Genomic DNA, 16,939 nt, shown 5'->3' on the forward strand with positions numbered 1-16,939 from the left:
ACATTGATAGATAAGACCTATCGAGATCAGCCGGACCATGTCTTGGACCTCTCGGGCCCTCCGGCCCTAGCGTCGAAGGCATGGCTCTGGCACCCACGAGGGAGCGGACGGCTGCCCGCCCGCCGTCCCCCGCACCGACCCCGTCCCGTGGCTTCTGGTCGTCGACGATCGGCAAGAAGACGGTCATGGCCGTCAGCGGGCTCGTCATGCTCGGCTACCTCGTCGCCCACGTCGCGGGCAACCTCAAGGTCTTCTTCGGCCCCGAGGAGTTCAACGCCTACGGCCACTGGCTGCGCGTCATGGGCGCCCCGGTCCTGCACCACCACTGGGCCCTGTGGATCGTCCGGATCGTGCTCCTCGCCGCCGTCGTCGCCCACGCCGTCTCCGCGTACCAGCTCAGCCGGCGCGACCTGAAGGCCCGCCCCACCGCGTACGTCCACCGCCGCAGGCGCTCCTCGTACGCCACCCGCACCATGCGCTGGGGCGGGATCATCCTCGGCCTCTTCGTCGTCTGGCACCTCCTCGACCTGACCACCGGCACCGTCCACCCCGGCGGCTTCGAGGAGGGCAAGCCCTACCAGAACGTCGTCGACACCTTCTCCACCTGGTACGGGAACGTCGTCTACATCACCGCCATGCTCGCCCTCGGCCTCCACGTCCGGCACGGCTTCTGGAGCGCCGCCCAGACCCTGGGCGTCGGCAACGCCCGCCGCGAGCGCCTCCTCAAGGCCCTCGCCAACACCCTCGCGCTCGTCCTGACCGCGGGCTTCGTCTCCGTCCCCGTCGCCGTCATGACCGGAGTGGTGAGCTGACATGAGTTTCCTCGAATACGGCATCGGCGAGCCGATCGCCGACACCAAGGCCCCCGCCGGGCCCATCGCCGAGCGCTGGGACACCCGCCGCTTCCAGGCGAAGCTGGTCAATCCCGCCAACCGCCGCAAGCACCGGATCATCGTCGTCGGCACCGGCCTCGCCGGCGGCTCCGCCGGCGCCACCCTCGCCGAACAGGGCTACCACGTCGTCCAGTTCTGCTTCCAGGACTCCCCGCGCCGCGCCCACTCCATCGCCGCCCAGGGCGGCATCAACGCCGCCAAGAACTACCGCAACGACGGCGACTCCATCCACCGCCTCTTCTACGACACCGTCAAGGGCGGCGACTTCCGGGCCCGCGAGTCCAACGTCCACCGCCTGGCCCAGATCTCCGTCGAGATCATCGACCAGTGCGTCGCCCAGGGCGTCCCCTTCGCCCGCGAGTACGGCGGCCTCCTCGACACCCGGTCCTTCGGCGGCGTCCAGGTCTCCCGCACCTTCTACGCCCGCGGCCAGACCGGCCAGCAGCTCCTCCTCGGCGCCTACCAGGCGCTGTCCCGGCAGATCGCCGCCGGAAACGTCGAGATGCACGCCCGTACGGAGATGCTCGACCTGATCGTCGTCGACGGACGGGCCCGCGGCATCGTCGCCCGCGACCTGATCACGGGCGAGATCTCCACCCACTGCGCCGACGCGGTCGTCCTCGCCAGCGGCGGCTACGGAAACGTCTTCTACCTGTCGACGAACGCCATGAACTCCAACGCCACCGCCGTCTGGCGGGCCCACCGGCGCGGCGCGTACTTCGCCAACCCCTGCTTCACCCAGACCCACCCCACCTGCATCCCGCGCACCGGCGACCACCAGTCGAAGCTGACCCTGATGAGCGAGTCGCTGCGCAACGACGGCCGCATCTGGGTGCCGAAGGCGAAGGGCGACACGCGTCCGGCCGCCGACATCCCCGAGGACGAGCGCGACTACTACCTGGAGCGGATCTACCCCTCCTTCGGCAACCTCGTCCCCCGTGACATCGCCTCCCGCGCCGCGAAGAACGTCTGCGACGAGGGGCGGGGCGTCGGCCCCGGCGGCCAGGGGGTCTACCTGGACTTCGCGGACGCCATCCGGCGGATGGGCCGCAAGGCCGTCGAGGAGAGGTACGGCAACCTCTTCGACATGTACGAGCGGATCACCGCCGAGAACCCGTACGAGGTCCCCATGCGGATCTACCCCGCCGTCCACTACACGATGGGCGGCCTCTGGGTCGACTACGACCTCCAGACCACCGTCCCCGGCCTCTTCGCCATCGGCGAGGCCAACTTCTCCGACCACGGGGCCAACCGGCTCGGCGCCTCCGCCCTCATGCAGGGCCTCGCCGACGGCTACTTCGTCCTGCCGGCCACCATCAACGACTACCTGGCCCGCCATCCGCACGGCGAACCCGTCACCGACGACCACCCCGCGGTCCGCGAGGCCGTCGCCGAGACCGAGGACCGCCTGAACCTCCTCCTCTCCGTCGACGGCGACCGCACCCCCGACTCCTTCCACCGCGAACTCGGCGAACTCATGTGGGAGTACTGCGGCATGGCCCGCACCGAGGAGGGCCTGACCGAGGCCCTGCGGCGCATCCCCGAGATCCGCGAGGAGTTCTGGCGCCGCGTCAAGGTCCCCGGCACCGGAGAGGAGTTCAACCAGTCCCTGGAGAAGGCCAACCGGATCGTCGACTACCTGGAGCTCGCCGAGCTCATGTGCCTCGACGCCCTCCACCGCGCCGAGTCCTGCGGCGGCCACTTCCGCGAGGAGTCCCAGACCCGGGACGGCGAGGCCGCCCGCCGCGACGAGGAGTTCGCGTACGCGGCGGCCTGGGAGTTCACGGGCTCTGCCCCCGTCCTCCACCGGGAGGACCTCACCTTCGACCACGTCCACCCCACCCAGCGGAGCTACGCATGAGGCTGAACCTGCGCGTCTGGCGCCAGAAGAACGCCGGCACCGAGGGTGCCATGGCCACCTACGAGGTGGACGGGATCTCCCCGGACATGTCCTTCCTGGAGATGCTCGACACCCTCAACGAGGACCTCGTCCTGCGCGGCGAGGACCCCGTGGCCTTCGACCACGACTGCCGCGAGGGCATCTGCGGCGCGTGCAGCCTCGTCATCAACGGCGACGCGCACGGGCCGGAGCGCACCACGACCTGCCAGCTCCACATGCGCTCCTTCCGCGACGGCGACACCATCGACGTCGAACCCTGGCGCGCGTCCGCGTTCCCGGTGGTCAAGGACCTCGTCGTCGACCGCTCCGCCTTCGACCGGGTCATCCAGGCCGGCGGCTACATCACCGCCCCCACCGGGTCCGCCCCCGAGGCGCATGCCACCCCCGTGCCCAAGGCCGACGCGGACTCCGCCTTCGAGCACGCCGAGTGCATCGGCTGCGGCGCGTGCGTGGCGGCCTGCCCCAACGGCTCGGCGATGCTCTTCACCTCCGCCAAGGTCAACCACCTGAACGTCCTGCCCCAGGGCTCCCCGGAACGCGAGACCCGGGTCCTCGACATGGTCGCCCAGATGGACGCCGAGGGCTTCGGCGGCTGCACCCTGACGGGAGAGTGCGCGACGGCCTGCCCGAAGGGCATCCCGCTGCCGTCGATCGCGGCGATGAACAGGGAATGGCTGCGGGCGCGCCGCAAGGCCCCCCGGGGCTGACCGGATCCGGACAGTCTGGCGGCGTGGGCTCCGCCACACCGCGCGCCCCGGAACCGAAGATCATTCACGAAAAGATCACTTTCTCCGTAGGATCTTCGCTCCGGGGCGCTTCCGCCCGCCGTGACAGCAAGATCAACTCCGTTCAAAACTGTACTTATCGTGGCATCTTGGCCACTTCGCAGCCAACCGGCCGCCGGAGATTTCCGGCGCGCCGACACCCCCGGGTACTGATGAGGACTGCCGGGGGGCACCTGACCGAACCCCCCGGTCGTACTGACCATTTGGGGGTTTCATGTCCAGCATCACCCGCCGCCGGGCCCTCGGCGTCGCGGCCGGCGCGGCAGGCGCCGCCGCCGGCCTCGCCCTGGCCGGCCAGGCCGTCGCCGCGCCCCGGGCCGCCGCGACCCCGGCCGCCCCGGACTCCTTCGACGAGGTGTACCAGGGCCGCCGCATCAAGGGCGGCCCCTCGCACAGCGGCGGCCACCACGGGGGACACCACGGAGGCGGCTACTCCGTCACGATCGACGGCGAGGAACTGCACGTCATGCAGAACGCCGACGGCACCTGGATCAGCGTGATCAACCACTACGAGCCCGTCGCCACGCCCAAGGCGGTGGCCCGCGCGGCCGTCCGCGAACTCCAGGGCGCCCCGCTCGTTCCGCTCAACCTCGCCTGACCGATCCAGGAGCGCACCACCATGACCGTACGCAAGAACCAGGCCACCCTGACCGCCGACGAGAAGCGCCGCTTCGTCAACGCCCTCCTGGAGCTCAAGCGCTCCGGGCGGTACGACACCTTCGTCACCACCCACAACGCCTTCATCATGAGCGACACGGACAACGGCGACCGGGTCGGCCACCGCTCGCCCTCGTTCCTGCCCTGGCACCGCCGCTTCCTCATACAGTTCGAGGAGGCGCTGCAGTCCGTGGACCCGGCCGTCACCCTCCCGTACTGGGACTGGACGGCCGACCGCACCTCCCGCTCCTCGCTCTGGGCGCCCGACTTCCTCGGCGGCACCGGCCGGGTCCGGGACGGCCAGGTGACGGACGGCCCGTTCGCCCGCACCGGGAACCGCTGGACGATCAACGTCCGCGTCGACGGGCGCGACTACCTCCGCCGCGACCTCGGGGCCGGCGGCCGCCAGCTGCCCACCCGCGCCGAGGTGGACTCCGTGCTCGCCATGGAGACCTACGACACGGCCCCCTGGAACAGCTCCTCGGACGGCTTCCGCAACCACCTGGAGGGCTGGCGCGGGGTCAACCTCCACAACCGCGTCCACGTCTGGGTCGGCGGCCAGATGGCCACCGGGGTCTCCCCGAACGACCCCGTGTTCTGGCTGCACCACGCCTTCGTGGACAAGCTGTGGGCCGAGTGGCAGGCCCGCCACCCCCGGTCGACGTACCTGCCGGCCGCCGGCACCGCGAACGTCGTCGACCTCGGCGACACCATGCGCCCGTGGAACGACGTGACCCCGGCGGACATGCTGGACCACACCCGCCACTACACCTTCGACACGGCCGCCTGATCCCGTAGCAGGGGCTCAGCGCGGCCCGCCGGACCCCAGGGCCCGGGCCAGATACGGCGCGGTGCGGCTCTCCGCCGCCCGCGCCACCCGGTCCGGGGGACCCGCGGCGACCACGCGGCCGCCCCGGTCGCCGCCGCCGGGGCCGAGGTCGACCACCCAGTCGGCGGCGGCGACCACGTCCATGTCGTGCTCGACGACGACCACCGAGTGCCCGGCGTCCACGAGGCCGTGGAGCTGGCGCATCAGGACCTCCACGTCGGCCGGGTGCAGCCCGGTCGTCGGCTCGTCCAGGACGTAGAGGGTGTGGGCGCCGCGCGGCCGCTGGAGCTCCGAGGCGAGCTTGATGCGCTGCGCCTCCCCGCCGGAGAGCTCGGTGGCGGGCTGCCCGAGCCGCAGATAGCCGAGGCCCACGTCGAGGAGGGTGCGCAGGCTCCGGGCGGCGGCGGGGGTCCCGTCGAAGAACGCGGCGGCGGACTCGACGGTCAGGTCGAGGACCTCGGCGATGGTCAGTCCGCGCAGCCGCACCTGGAGGGTCTCCGGGTTGTAGCGGGCGCCGCGGCAGTCGGGGCAGGGCGCGTACGTACTCGGCAGGAAGAGGAGCTCCACCGAGACGAAGCCCTCGCCCTGGCAGGTCTCGCAGCGGCCGCCGGGCACGTTGAAGGAGAACCGGCCGGCCTTGTACCCGCGCGCCCTGGCCTCCTCGGTCTCCGTGAAGAGCTTGCGCACGACGTCGAACAGGCCGGTGTACGTGGCCAGGTTGGAGCGCGGGGTACGGCCGATCGGCCGCTGATCCACCGTCACCAGACGTCCCACTCCGGGGACTTCCTCGGTCAGCGCGCCGACGAGCGTGGACTTGCCGGAGCCCGAGACGCCCGTCACGGCGGTGAGGACGCCGACCGGGAAGGCCGCGTCCACCGCCCGCAGGTTGTGCCGGGTGACCGGCCCCGGCCGCAGCCAGCCCGCCGGCTCCCGCACCGCCCGCGCGGGCGCGGGCGGCCGGTCGAAGAGGAACCGCCGGGTCGCGGACGCCTCGACGCCGGCCAGCCCCTCCGGCGGGCCGCTGTGCAGCACCCGCCCGCCGTGCATGCCGGCGCGCGGGCCGACGTCCACGAGCCAGTCGGCATGCCGGACCACGTCGAGGTGGTGCTCGACGACGAAGACCGAGTTCCCGGCGGCCTTGAGCCGGTCGAGCACCACGAGCAGGGCCTCGGTGTCGGCCGGGTGCAGCCCGGCGGACGGCTCGTCGAGGACGTACACCACGCCGAAGAGACCGGAGCGCAGCTGGGTGGCGAGCCGCAGTCGCTGGAGCTCGCCGCTGGAGAGCGTCGGGGTGGCGCGGTCCAGGCTGAGGTAGCCGAGGCCGAGCTCGGTGACCGTGGCGATCCGGGCGACGAGGTCCTCGGTGAGGACGCGCGCCGTCTCCGGGGCGTCCGCCGTCGCCGCGACGGTCGACAGGAGACCGGACAGGGCCGTGAGCGGCAGCGCGGCGAGCTCGGCGACGTTCCGGCCGGCGAAGGTGACCGCGAGCGCCTCGGGCCGCAGCCGGCCGCCGCCGCAGACCGGGCAGGGCGCGCTGGTCAGGAAGCGCTCCGCCTTCGCCCGCAGGGTCGGGCTCTTCGAGTCGGAGAAGGTGCGCAGGACGTACCGGCGGGCGCTCATGTACGTTCCCTGGTACGGGCGTTGGATGCGGTCCGCCTCCCGCACCGGGTGCACGGTGACGACCGGCTGCTCGTCCGTGAAGAGGATCCACTCGCGGTCCTTCGCGGCGAGCTCCCGCCACGGCCGGTCGACGTCGTACCCCAGGGCGTCGAGCACGTCCCGCAGGTTCTTCCCCTGCCAGGCGCCCGGCCAGGCGGCGATCGCGCCCTCGCGGATCGACAGATCCGGGTCGGGCACGAGGAGTTCCTCGCTCGTGTCGTGGACCGTCCCCAGGCCGTGGCACGAAGGGCACGCGCCCGCCGCCGTGTTGGGGGAGAAGGCGTCGGAGTCGAGCCGCTCCGCGCCCTCCGGATAGTGCCCGGCCCGCGAGAAGAGCATCCGCAGGGAGTTGGAGAGGGTGGTCACCGTACCGACGGAGGAGCGGGCGTTCGGCGAGGACCTGCGCTGCTCCAGGGAGACCGCCGGCGGCAGCCCGGTGATCTCCCCGACCGCGGGCGCCCCCACCTGGTGGATGAGCCGCCGCGCGTACGGCGCCACCGACTCGAAGTAGCGGCGCTGGGCCTCGGCGTAGATCGTCCCGAAGGCCAGCGACGACTTGCCGGAGCCGGAGACCCCCGTGAAGGCGACGAGCGCGTCGCGCGGGATGTCGACGTCGACCCCGGCGAGGTTGTGCTCGCGGGCGCCTCGGACGCGGACGTACGGATCATGGGGGCTGTCATGCATGGGGCGACCTTATCGAATGGTCCGCGTTTGCCCCGATCGCTCCCCGGTCGTCACGAGGCGACCGTCACGCGGCGGGCGGCGTGAGGCCGACCGCCCGGGCGAGACGGCGGTACGAGTCGCTCAGCGCCGCCCGGTCGTACGTGCTCGTGGTGACCAGGACCTCCTGCGCCCCGGTCTCCTTCACCGCCCGCTCCAGCGCCTCGGCCACCTGCTCCTCCGTGCCGTGCAGGTGCCCGTCGAGCCCCGACTCGTAGAAGCCGCGCTGCTTCTCCGTCATCGGCAGCTCCTCGATCCGCTCGGGCGGGACGAGCGGCGGGAAGACGCCGCGCGTGCGCGAGTACGCGAGGGACCAGGCCTCCGGCATCAGCAGCCGTCGCGCCTCCGCCTCGCCGGCGGCCACCGCGACCGTCCCGGCGACGACCACGTACGGCTCGGCGGCCCACGGGGACGGACGGAAGGCCCTGCGGTACGCGTCGACGGCCGTCAGCAGCCGCTCGCGGTGGCGCAGGTCGCCCATGACGAGGGGGAGTCCGGCCGCCGCGGCGATCCCGGCACCCTCCCCGGTCGCGAGGACGAAGGGCGGCACCCGCAGCCCCTCGGCGGGCCGGGCATGCACCTGCGGGTGGGCCGACTGCCCGCCGGTGAACCAGCCGAGGAGCTCGGCGAGCTGCTCCCCGAACCGGTCGGCGTCCTCCTTGGCCCCGCCGAGGGCCCGGCGGACGCCGTCCGTGAAGCCCACCGAGCGGCCGACCCCCATGTCGATCCGGCCGGGGAAGAGGGACTCCAGCACACCGAACTGCTCGGCCACGACCAGCGGCCGGTGGTTCGGGAGCATCACCCCTCCCGTACCGACCCGGACGGTGGAGGTCGCGGCGGCGACGGCGGCCGCGAGCACCGTGGGCGCCGAACCGGCCACCCCGGGCACGCCGTGGTGCTCCGACACCCAGAAGCGGTGGTAGCCGAGGGCCTCCACCTCCCGGGCGAGGCGCACGGTGGCGCGCAGCGCCTGGGGGGCGTCCTCGCCCTCCCGGGTGCGGGAGCGGTCGAGGACGGAGAAGCGGATGCCGTCGGGGAAGGTGCTCACACAGGGTTCAACGCGCGGAGCCGGGAGGGATTCCCGGGGCGGGTCCTAGGCTGGGCGGGTGACAGCGGACAACCGGCCCCTGGCCGTCTTCGACCTCGACAACACGCTGGCCGCCACCGCGCACCGCCAGCACTTCCTGGAGCGCAGGCCCAAGGACTGGGAGGCCTTCTTCGCGGCGGCGCCCGACGATCCACCGCTGGCGGAGGGCGTCGAGCTGTGCCGCGAGGCGGCCGAGGAGTGCGAGGTGGTGTACCTCACCGGGCGGCCGGAGCGCTGCCGCCGTGCGACGGTGGAGTGGCTGGCCGGGCAGGGGCTGCCGGAGGGGCCCGTGCACATGCGCCGCAACCGCGACTTCCGGCCGGCGCGGGTGACCAAGGTGGAGATCCTGCGCCGGCTCGCCGCCGACCGCGCGGTCAGGATGCTGGTCGACGACGACCTGGCGGTGTGCGACGCGGCCGAGGCGGCGGGCTTCCACGTCGTACGGGCCCGCTGGGCGGAGCCCTCCGAGGCGCTGAGGGAGGCTCAGGAGAAGGAGGGCCGCACCTGAGGCCGGGCGGACCGGCTCAGTCCTCGCCCTCCAGCCGGAAGCCGACCTTCAGGCCGACCTGGTAGTGCTCGATCGCGCCGTCGACGAGGTGGCCGCGTACCTGCGTCACCTCGAACCAGTCCAGTCCCCGCAGGGTCTGCGAGGCGCGCTCGATGCCGTTGCGGATGGCCTGGTCGACGCCCTCCGTGGAAGTGCCGACGATCTCGGTGACGCGGTAGGTGTGATTCGACATGGGGGCCGAACTCCTCTCGGTGCGGTCCCTCCACGGTGCCCCAGGGCGCGTCGGCGCGCGACACGACGGGGGCCGGGTGACCCATGAGTAACTACCGACGGTAAGGAAGGAGGGCGTCCACCGGGGTGCGGAACGGGTTCGTCAAGGACTTGACCATCCCGTTGGTCCAGACCAGAATCCAGGCCACATACCCGCGCGAACACCCCGTTCGGTCCCCCCATGCCGGGTCAGCCCCCCATGCGCACGACCCTGTGCTGAACCGCAGAAGGTGACCCCGTGAAGAACCGCCATCTCGCCTGCCCCCTCGCCGCCGTCACCGCGCTCGCCCTCGCGGGCTGCGGACTGCTCCCGGGCGGCGACGGCGGGACGAGGACCGTGAACGTCTGGCTCATGCGGGACAGCGTCAGCGAGGACTTCCTCTCGCGCTTCACCGAGACGTACGAGAAGGAGCACAGCGGCGTCGAGCTCGAGTTCACCATCCAGGAGTGGACCGGCATCGGCAAGAAGGTCACCGAGGCGATCCAGGGCTCCGGCGGCCCCGACGTCATCGAGGTCGGCAACACCCAGGTCGCCCAGTACGCCGACACCGACAAGCTGTTCGACCTCACCCTGGAGTCGGTCCGCGACCTCGGCCGCGAGGACTGGCTGCCCGGTCTCGCCGAACCCGGCAGCATCTCCGGATCCCAGTACGGCATCCCCTGGTACGCGGCCAACCGCATCGTCATCTACAACAAGGACCTGTTCGACGCCGCCGGCATCGACAAGCCGCCGGCCACCCGCGAGCAGTGGCTCGACGACACCGAGAAGCTCGACAAGAACGGCGCCCAGGGCATCTACCTCGCCGGACAGGACTGGTACACCCTCGCCGGCTTCGTCTGGGACGAGGGCGGCGAACTCGCCGTCGACAAGGGCGGCCAGTGGACCGGCGCGCTCGACAGCCCGGCCGCCCAGCGCGGCATGGCCTTCTACAAGAAGCTCCAGGCCCTCGGCGACGGCCCGAAGAACGCCGACGAGCAGACCCCGCCGCAGGCCGACGTCTTCGCCAAGGGCGATGTCGCCCAGCTCATCGCCACGCCCAGCGCCGTCGCCGCCATCCTCAAGGCCAACCCGGACCTCAAGGACAAGCTCGGCTACTTCCCGATACCCGGCAAGAAGCCCGGCCAGCCCTGCGCCGTCTTCACCGGCGGCTCCGACCTCATCATCCCGGAGAACGCCCCCGACCGCGGCGCGGCCCTCGACGTCGTCAAGGCGCTCGCCGGCGAGAAGTGGCAGTCCGAACTCGCCCGCGCCATGGGCTACGTGCCCAACAAGAAGAGCCTCGCCTCCGTCGTCGCCGGCCAGGAGGCCACCGCCGTCATGGCGAAGGGCGCCGCGCGCGGCCGCGCCACCCCCAACTCCCCGCAGTGGGCCGACGTCGAGGCCGACAACCCCATCAAGCCGTACATGACGGCCGTCCTCCAGGGCGAGGACCCCGTCAAGGCCGCCGAGAAGGCCTCGACCGCGATCACGGAGACCCTCGCCGAATAGCATTCAGCGTTCGCACACCCGCGAGCCCCCGGACGGTCATGTCGAATCCAGCCGGCGACGGGAGAAGTAAGGAGCCGGGCCACCGCGCACGCGGCCCGGTCCCGCCCCTTCCCCTTCCGTCCGCCGGAGGAGTCCGCCATGTCCGTACCGACGCGCACGCTCGCCGTCCCCGCACCACCCCAGGCCGTCTCCGCACCGCCCCTGGCCCTCCCCGCGCAGCCCCCGGCCCCGGCCGAGCAGCCCGCTCCCCGGTACGTCGTCGGTCTCGCCCGGGACCAGGAGGACGTACGGGCCGCCCAGCGGCTGCGCCACCAGGTCTTCGCCGGCGAGATGGGCGCCCTGCTCGACGGGCCCGAACCCGGCCTGGACGGCGACGCCTTCGACGCGTACTGCGACCACCTCCTGGTACGGGAGGAGAGCACCGGCGAGGTCGTCGGCACCTACCGGATCCTGCCGCCCGAGCGGGCCGCCCTCGCCGGACGCCTCTACTCCGAGAGCGAGTTCGACCTCACCCGGCTCGCCCCCGTCCGGCACGACCTGGTGGAGGTCGGCCGCTCCTGCGTCCACCCCGCCCACCGCAACGGCGCCGTGATCGCCCTCATCTGGGCCGGACTCGCCCGCTACATGACCCGCGCCGGCCACAACTGGCTCGCCGGCTGCTGCTCGATCCCGCTCGCCGACGGCGGCACCCTCGCCGCCGCGACCTGGGACACCGTCAAGGACAAGCACCTCGCCCCCGAGGAGTACTGGGTCACCCCACACAAGCTGTGGAGCCCCGCCGGCGTCACCCGCCCCGAGGGCCGCACCGAACTCCCGCCGCTGCTCCGCGGCTACCTGCGGCTCGGCGCCTGGGTCTGCGGAGCCCCCGCGCACGACCCCGACTTCGGCACCGCCGACCTCTACGTCCTACTCTCGCTGCGCCGCACCAACCCGCGCTACCTCCACCACTTCCTCTCGCTCGTCCCCGCGTCGTGACCGGGGCCACGGCCGTCTCGCCGTGGCTCCCCACGGCACCCTGCACCCCGGGCCACTGCGCCGCCCACCCGGACACCGGCCGTGACGGACCCGCCGGACGGGCCGGTGCCGTCCGTGCCGCGGTCCGGCTGACCGCCGGGACCGGCGCGGTCCTCCTCGGCGTCCTGCTCGCCCCGGCCGCGGCGCTCCTCCCGGCGGCCGCCCGCCTCGCCCTCGTCCGGAGCTGGGTGCGGGCGGTGGTCCGCGCCTTCGGCGTGCGCGTCCGGTACGAGGGGGCGGCCGGCGCGGTCACCGGCCCGCTCCTCGTCGTCGCCAACCACGTCTCCTGGCTGGACATCCCCCTCGTCGCGGCCGTGCTGCCCGGCCGGATGGTGGCCAAGACGGAGGTCCGCCACTGGCCCGTCCTCGGCACGCTCGCCGCGCTCGGCGGCACCCTCTTCCTCGACCGCGACCGGCTCAGGGCCCTGCCCGGCGCGGTGCGGGAGATGGCCGGGGTGCTCGCCGGCGGAGGCCGGGTGGTCGTCTTCCCCGAAGGGTCGACCTGGTGCGGACGGGCCAGGGGGCGCTTCCGCCCGGCCGCGTTCCAGGCCGCCCTGGACGCCGGCTGCGCCGTGCTGCCGGTACGGATCGACTACCGGCCCGCCGACGCGGCGGCGTACGTCGGGGACGATCCGCTGGGGGCGTCGCTGTGGCGGGTCGTCACCGCGCGGGAGATTGTCGCCAATATTCGAATACTGGATCCGATACCCAGTATCCGATATCCAGACCGCCGGGCCCTGGCCTCGGCGGCTCAGCTCGCCGTGGCCAGGGACAACGCGAACCTGCCCTCACTGTCGGTCCACCAGCGGGCCAGTTCGAGGTCCGCCGCCGCCAGCTCCTCCCGTACACCCGCCTGACGGAACTTCGCCGACACCTCCGTCCGCATCTCCTCGCCCGCCGCGAACGGCACCACGAGATCCAGCTCCGGGATCTTCACGGTCAGCGCGCGGCGGGCGCGCAGCCGCATCTCGATCCACTCCCGCTCGGCGTCCCACACCGCCACGTGCTCGAAGGCGGCCGGATCGGCGTCCGCGCCCAGCTCCCGGTCGATCACGGACAGGACGTTCTTGTTGAACTCGGCCGTCACCCCGGCCGCGTCGTCATAGGCGGCCACGAGCGTGGCCTCGTCCTTCACCAGGTCCGTGCCGAGCAGCAGCGCGTCGCCCGGCGCGAGCATCGCGCGGACCGAACGCAGGAAGGTCCGCCGCTCGGCGGGGAGCAGATTGCCGATCGTGCCCCCCAGGAAGGCCACCAGACGCGGCCCCGGCGCCCCCGGCAGCGCGAGCCCCCGCGTGAAGTCGGCGACGAGCGCATGCACCCACAGGTCCGGCCGGTCCGCGAGCAGCGTCTCGGCCGCTCCGACAAGGGCGGACTCGCTCACGTCCACCGGCACGTAAGCCTCCAGCCCCGGAAGCAGCGCGTCGATCAGGAACCGCGTCTTCTCGGAGGAGCCGGAACCCAGCTCCACCAGGGTCCGGGCCCCGGTCGCGGCGGCGATCTCCGGCGCCCGCGCGACCAGGATCTCCCGCTCCGCGCGCGTGGGGTAGTACTCGGGCAGCCGGGTGATCTCCTCGAAGAGCTCGCTGCCCCGGGCGTCGTAGAACCACTTCGGCGGCAGCTCCTTGGGCAGGCGGCTCAGACCGTGGAGGACGTCGGCGCGGAGGTCGGCGCTCGCGGCGTCGGGGGCGAGGGTGCGGGTCAGCTGGAACGGGCTCACGCGGACGGCTCCTTGAGCGGGGTGAGGACGACGTCCGCGCGGTCGGCGGTGACGAGCGTGTGCTCGGGCACCTCCCGCCAGCGCGGATCGTCGTCGTACGGTTCGGAGGCCACGACCACCCGGCCGGGGCCCGAAAGACACCAGAGGCTGTTCCTCCAGGACGTCGCCGCGATCCGCTCCCCGTCGGTCAGCAGCAGGTTCAGCCGGGAACCGGGGGCCGCGGCCGCGACCTCCCGCACCGTGTCGCCGAGGGCCGTCCCCGGCGCGTCCCCGGCCCGCAGCCGGTGCAGCACCAGCGCCCAGAGCAGCGCCGAGTCGGTGCGCGCCTCCAGACGCAGCAGCTCCCCGGCCGACAGCGCCCCGGCGAGCGCCGCGAGGGAGTCCGGCCAGCCCTCGACGGCGCCGTTGTGGCTGAACAGCCAGGGCCCGGCGGCGAACGGAGCCGCCGCGGCCTCCCCGTCGGCGCCGGGGAACGTGGCCCCCCGGACCGCCCCGAGGAACGCCCCGGAGCGCACCACCCGGGCGAGGTCCGCGAAGGACAGGTCGCCCCAGATCGGGCCGGCCCGCCGGTACCTCGCGGGCACCGGATCCCCCTCGGCGTACCAGCCGACGCCGAAGCCGTCGGCGTTCACCACGCCGCTGTGCTGCGTACGGGGTTCCCAGGACTGGCGCAGCAGGGCGTGCGGCGGCCGGACGAGGAGGTCCCCCAGCGCCAAGGGGACGCCCACATAGGCGAGATGACGGCACATCAGTCGAGCTCCGCGGTCCGCGCCGTCCGGAAGCCGGAGAAGATCTGGCGCCGGACGGGGAGGTCCCAGTTGCGGAAGGTACCCCGGCAGGCGACCGGGTCCACCGCGAACGAACCGCCCCGCAGCACCTTGTACTCCGGGCCGAAGAACACCTCCGAGTACTCCTTGTACGGGAAGGGCGTGAACCCCGGATACGGCAGGAAGTCGCTCGCCGTCCACTCCCACACGTCCCCGATCAGCTGCCGTACGCCGAGGGGCGAGGCCCCCGCCGGGTAGCTGCCCGCCGGAGCGGGCCGCAGGTGCCGCTGCCCGAGGTTCGCGTGCTCCGGGCCCGGATCGGCGTCGCCCCACGGATAGCGGCGGGAGCGCCCGGACACCGGGTCGTGGCGGGCCGCCTTCTCCCACTCCGCCTCGGTCGGGAGCCGCCGCCCCGCCCAGCGGGCGTAGGCGTCCGCCTCGTACCAGCTGACGTGCAGGACCGGCTCCTCCTCCGGCACCGGCTCCGTCACCCCGAACCGGCGGCGCAGCCACTGCCCGCCGTCCCGGCGCCAGAACAGCGGGGCCCCGATGCCGTGCTCCCTGATCTGCGCCCAGCCCTCCGGCCGCCACCAGCGGCGGTCCGTGTAGCCGCCGTCGGCGATGAAGGCGAGGTAGGCGCCGTTCGTGACGGGAGTGGTGTCGATGTGGAAGGCGGGGAGGACGCGGGCGTGCGCCGGCCGCTCGTTGTCCAGGGCCCACGGCTCGTCCGAGGTCCCCATGGTGAACGGCCCCCCGGGGACGAGGACTTCGGGAGGCAGCGGACCGGACCGCAGGACCGGCGGCGGGGGAGCGGTCAGCGCGGTCGGACCCTTCCGCAGCTGATGGGTGATCAGCATCGTCTCGTCGTGCTGCTGCTCGTGCTGGGCGATCATGCCGAACGCGAAGCCCGCGTCGACCAGCGGCCGCCCCTCCAGCGGGGTGCTCTCCAGGACGTCGAGCACCCGGGTCCGTACGTCCGCGGCGTAGGCCCGCGCCTCACCGGGCGCGAGCAGCGGCAGCGACGGACGGGTCGCGCGCGGATGCTGGAAGGCGTCGTACAGCGAGTCGATCTCGGGCCGCAGCGCCTCGCGCCCCGCGACGGCCCGCCACAGCCACTGCTCCTCCTGGTTCCCGATGTGCGCCAGGTCCCAGACCAGCGGGGACATCAACGGCGAGTGCTGCGCCGTGAGTTCGCCGTCCTCCACGCAGGAGGTGAGGAGCGCGGTGCGGTCCCGCGCGGCGGTGAGGGCGTCGAGGGCCCGCCGCCGCAGCGCCTCGGGACCCGCCCCCGTCTCGGTCGCGGTCATGACGTCACCGCCTCGAAGTCGTCGGCCGGGCAGCTCCCGGGGATCACGTACCGCTCGTGGAAGGCGGCGACCGCCCGCCGCACCTCCTCGCTCGCCCCGATCCGGGGCAGCGCGTCGAGCGCGGCGGAGAACACCGCGCGGGCGGCCGCATGCAGCTCCGGATCGGCGAGACCGTCGCGCGCCGCCGCCACCCAGAGCGGATTGCACGGGGCGGGACCGGAACCGGCCTGCTCCGCGAGCGGCTTCACCGCCCGGTACACGGCCTCCGCCGCCTCCGGGTCCTCGAACACCGCCGTCGTCACCGCCACCGGCACCATCCAGCCGTCCGGGCCCGACTGCGCGTCCACCATCCGCAGCTCCAGATGACCGCGCGGCCGCACCGGCGGGAACAGCGTCGTCATGTGATACCGCAGGTCGTCGGCGTCGGCCGGGCGCGGAAGCCCCGTCCGCAGCCACTCCCGGAAGGTCAGCCCCTCCGGCACCGCCCACGGCCCCTCCTCGGCCCGTACGCACATCACCGGCGTGTCCAGGACGTGCGCCGCCCACTCCGCGCGCGGCTCCCCGTCCGGCGACGGCGCGAGCGCCCGCCGGGGGTCGAGATCCGCCCACAGGGCCTGCCGCGTCGAGCGCCAGCCGGTGCGGCGCCCGCCGTGCACCGGGGAGTTGGCGAACGCCGCCACCAGCACCGCGCCGAGCAGGTGGGCGAGCTGCCAGCGCCGGTGGTAGCCGAGCGGACCCGGCTCCTCCAGACCGGCGTCCAGGCAGATCTGCACCGAGGCCGAATCGCACATCATCGCCCGCCCGGCCGGCCCGGTCCGGCCCAGCACGGTCTCCATCGCGTCGTACCGCGGCTCGTGCAGGACCCGGTCGCGCGGCGCATGCCAGGGGTCCACCCCGTAACCGCTGAGGGTCAGGCCGAGCGGCCCGAGCGCGGCCCGCACCGCGCGCAGGTCTGCGGCGAGCGAGTCGAGGCACTCCATGAGGGAGCCGGCCGGGCGCGAGCTGAGCTCCAGCTGCCCGCCGGGTTCGAACGTGAGGGCCGACACCAGGGGCACGGCCCGTACGGTGTCGAGCGCGGCCGCGAGCCTCGGCGGCCGTACGGGAAGACGGGGGTCACGCAGCTCGTGCACGAGCCACTCCAGCTCCACCCCCACCGTGCGGGGCGGACCCGTCTTGAAACAGATACATCGCAGCAGGTCCTCCGCCTCCGCCTCGGTCAGAGGGGGGCCGCCGCGCGGTATGCCGCTGGGCGACATCCGTACACCTCCTGGTCCTCGGGTGAACCGCTGCTTCCACCTAAAGCCACCGCGAGTCGGCGTGCAAGAGCGCCCCACCCC

Annotated in this window: 16 protein-coding genes; 9 read left to right on the forward strand and 7 right to left on the reverse strand. The window is 73.3% G+C overall.

Going from position 1 to position 16,939, the window contains the following annotated elements; translation table 11 throughout:
* The first annotated feature begins 80 nt into the window (after positions 1-80).
* From ACH4TP_RS13515 to ACH4TP_RS13535, 5 genes are all read left to right on the forward strand, one after another.
* Positions 81-812 carry a succinate dehydrogenase gene (locus ACH4TP_RS13515; protein WP_398437666.1) on the forward strand — a complete coding sequence of 244 codons (732 nt, stop codon included), beginning with the start codon at positions 81-83 and terminating at the stop codon, positions 810-812.
* Between the two features lies 1 nt (position 813).
* Entirely contained in the window at positions 814-2,754 is a 1,941-nt protein-coding gene (locus ACH4TP_RS13520; protein WP_398437668.1) for a fumarate reductase/succinate dehydrogenase flavoprotein subunit, read from the forward strand.
* Entirely contained in the window at positions 2,751-3,500 is a 750-nt protein-coding gene (locus ACH4TP_RS13525; RefSeq protein WP_389225194.1) for a succinate dehydrogenase/fumarate reductase iron-sulfur subunit, read from the forward strand. The genes ACH4TP_RS13520 and ACH4TP_RS13525 overlap by 4 nt, the downstream gene beginning before the upstream one ends.
* A 292-nt stretch (positions 3,501-3,792) precedes the next feature.
* Entirely contained in the window at positions 3,793-4,176 is a 384-nt protein-coding gene (locus ACH4TP_RS13530) for a tyrosinase cofactor (protein ID WP_389225192.1), read from the forward strand.
* 21 nt (positions 4,177-4,197) lie between these two features.
* Positions 4,198-5,025 (forward strand): tyrosinase family protein, encoded by an 828-nt coding sequence (locus ACH4TP_RS13535; RefSeq protein ID WP_389225190.1) that lies wholly within the window; start codon positions 4,198-4,200, stop codon positions 5,023-5,025.
* A 15-nt stretch (positions 5,026-5,040) separates the two neighbouring features.
* On the opposite strand, the gene ACH4TP_RS13540 is transcribed toward ACH4TP_RS13535, so the two are convergent.
* Positions 5,041-7,407 (reverse strand): ATP-binding cassette domain-containing protein, encoded by a 2,367-nt coding sequence (locus ACH4TP_RS13540; RefSeq protein WP_398437670.1) that lies wholly within the window; start codon positions 7,405-7,407, stop codon positions 5,041-5,043.
* A gap of 64 nt (positions 7,408-7,471) precedes the next feature.
* Positions 7,472-8,491 carry an MsnO8 family LLM class oxidoreductase gene (locus ACH4TP_RS13545; protein ID WP_398189949.1) on the reverse strand — a complete coding sequence of 340 codons (1,020 nt, stop codon included), beginning with the start codon at positions 8,489-8,491 and terminating at the stop codon, positions 7,472-7,474.
* A 58-nt stretch (positions 8,492-8,549) separates the two neighbouring features.
* Here ACH4TP_RS13545 and ACH4TP_RS13550 point away from each other — a divergent pair, with 58 nt between their 5' ends.
* Complete coding sequence (locus tag ACH4TP_RS13550) at positions 8,550-9,038, forward strand: HAD family acid phosphatase (protein WP_398189951.1); 489 nt, start codon at positions 8,550-8,552, stop codon at positions 9,036-9,038.
* A 16-nt stretch (positions 9,039-9,054) separates the two neighbouring features.
* Here the strand turns inward: ACH4TP_RS13550 and ACH4TP_RS13555 are convergent, their stop codons facing one another.
* Positions 9,055-9,270: a dodecin gene (locus ACH4TP_RS13555; protein ID WP_389225181.1), complete on the reverse strand. Its 216-nt coding sequence runs from the start codon at positions 9,268-9,270 to the stop codon at positions 9,055-9,057.
* A 276-nt stretch (positions 9,271-9,546) separates the two neighbouring features.
* On the opposite strand from ACH4TP_RS13555, the gene ACH4TP_RS13560 reads away from it, so the two are divergent.
* From ACH4TP_RS13560 to ACH4TP_RS13570, 3 genes are all read left to right on the forward strand, one after another.
* Complete coding sequence (locus ACH4TP_RS13560; protein ID WP_389225180.1) at positions 9,547-10,797, forward strand: extracellular solute-binding protein; 1,251 nt, start codon at positions 9,547-9,549, stop codon at positions 10,795-10,797.
* A 138-nt stretch (positions 10,798-10,935) separates the two neighbouring features.
* On the forward strand, positions 10,936-11,772 hold the full coding sequence (locus ACH4TP_RS13565; protein WP_389225178.1) for a GNAT family N-acetyltransferase: 837 nt from the start codon (positions 10,936-10,938) through the stop codon (positions 11,770-11,772).
* Positions 11,769-12,668 (forward strand): lysophospholipid acyltransferase family protein, encoded by a 900-nt coding sequence (locus tag ACH4TP_RS13570; protein WP_398437673.1) that lies wholly within the window; start codon positions 11,769-11,771, stop codon positions 12,666-12,668. Before ACH4TP_RS13565 ends, ACH4TP_RS13570 begins: the two co-directional genes overlap by 4 nt.
* Here ACH4TP_RS13570 and egtD read toward each other — a convergent pair.
* From egtD to egtA, 4 genes are read right to left on the reverse strand one after another with little or no spacing between them, the layout of a single operon-like run.
* Positions 12,563-13,528, reverse strand: coding sequence for an L-histidine N(alpha)-methyltransferase (gene egtD, locus ACH4TP_RS13575; RefSeq protein WP_398437675.1), 966 nt, complete (start codon positions 13,526-13,528; stop codon positions 12,563-12,565). The genes ACH4TP_RS13570 and egtD overlap by 106 nt on opposite strands.
* Positions 13,525-14,277 (reverse strand): ergothioneine biosynthesis protein EgtC, encoded by a 753-nt coding sequence (egtC, locus tag ACH4TP_RS13580; protein WP_398189961.1) that lies wholly within the window; start codon positions 14,275-14,277, stop codon positions 13,525-13,527. The genes egtD and egtC overlap by 4 nt, the downstream gene beginning before the upstream one ends.
* On the reverse strand, positions 14,277-15,602 hold the full coding sequence (gene egtB / locus ACH4TP_RS13585) for an ergothioneine biosynthesis protein EgtB (protein ID WP_398437677.1): 1,326 nt from the start codon (positions 15,600-15,602) through the stop codon (positions 14,277-14,279). The genes egtC and egtB overlap by 1 nt, the downstream gene beginning before the upstream one ends.
* The gene (gene egtA / locus ACH4TP_RS13590) at positions 15,599-16,858 is read right to left on the reverse strand and encodes an ergothioneine biosynthesis glutamate--cysteine ligase EgtA (protein ID WP_398437678.1); all 1,260 of its coding nucleotides are present in this window, start codon (positions 16,856-16,858) and stop codon (positions 15,599-15,601) included. The genes egtB and egtA overlap by 4 nt, the downstream gene beginning before the upstream one ends.
* Between the last annotated feature and the right edge of the window lie 81 nt (positions 16,859-16,939).

Source organism: Streptomyces sp. NPDC021012 (assembly GCF_044333355.1).
Taxonomy (GTDB): Bacteria; Actinomycetota; Actinomycetes; order Streptomycetales; family Streptomycetaceae; genus Streptomyces.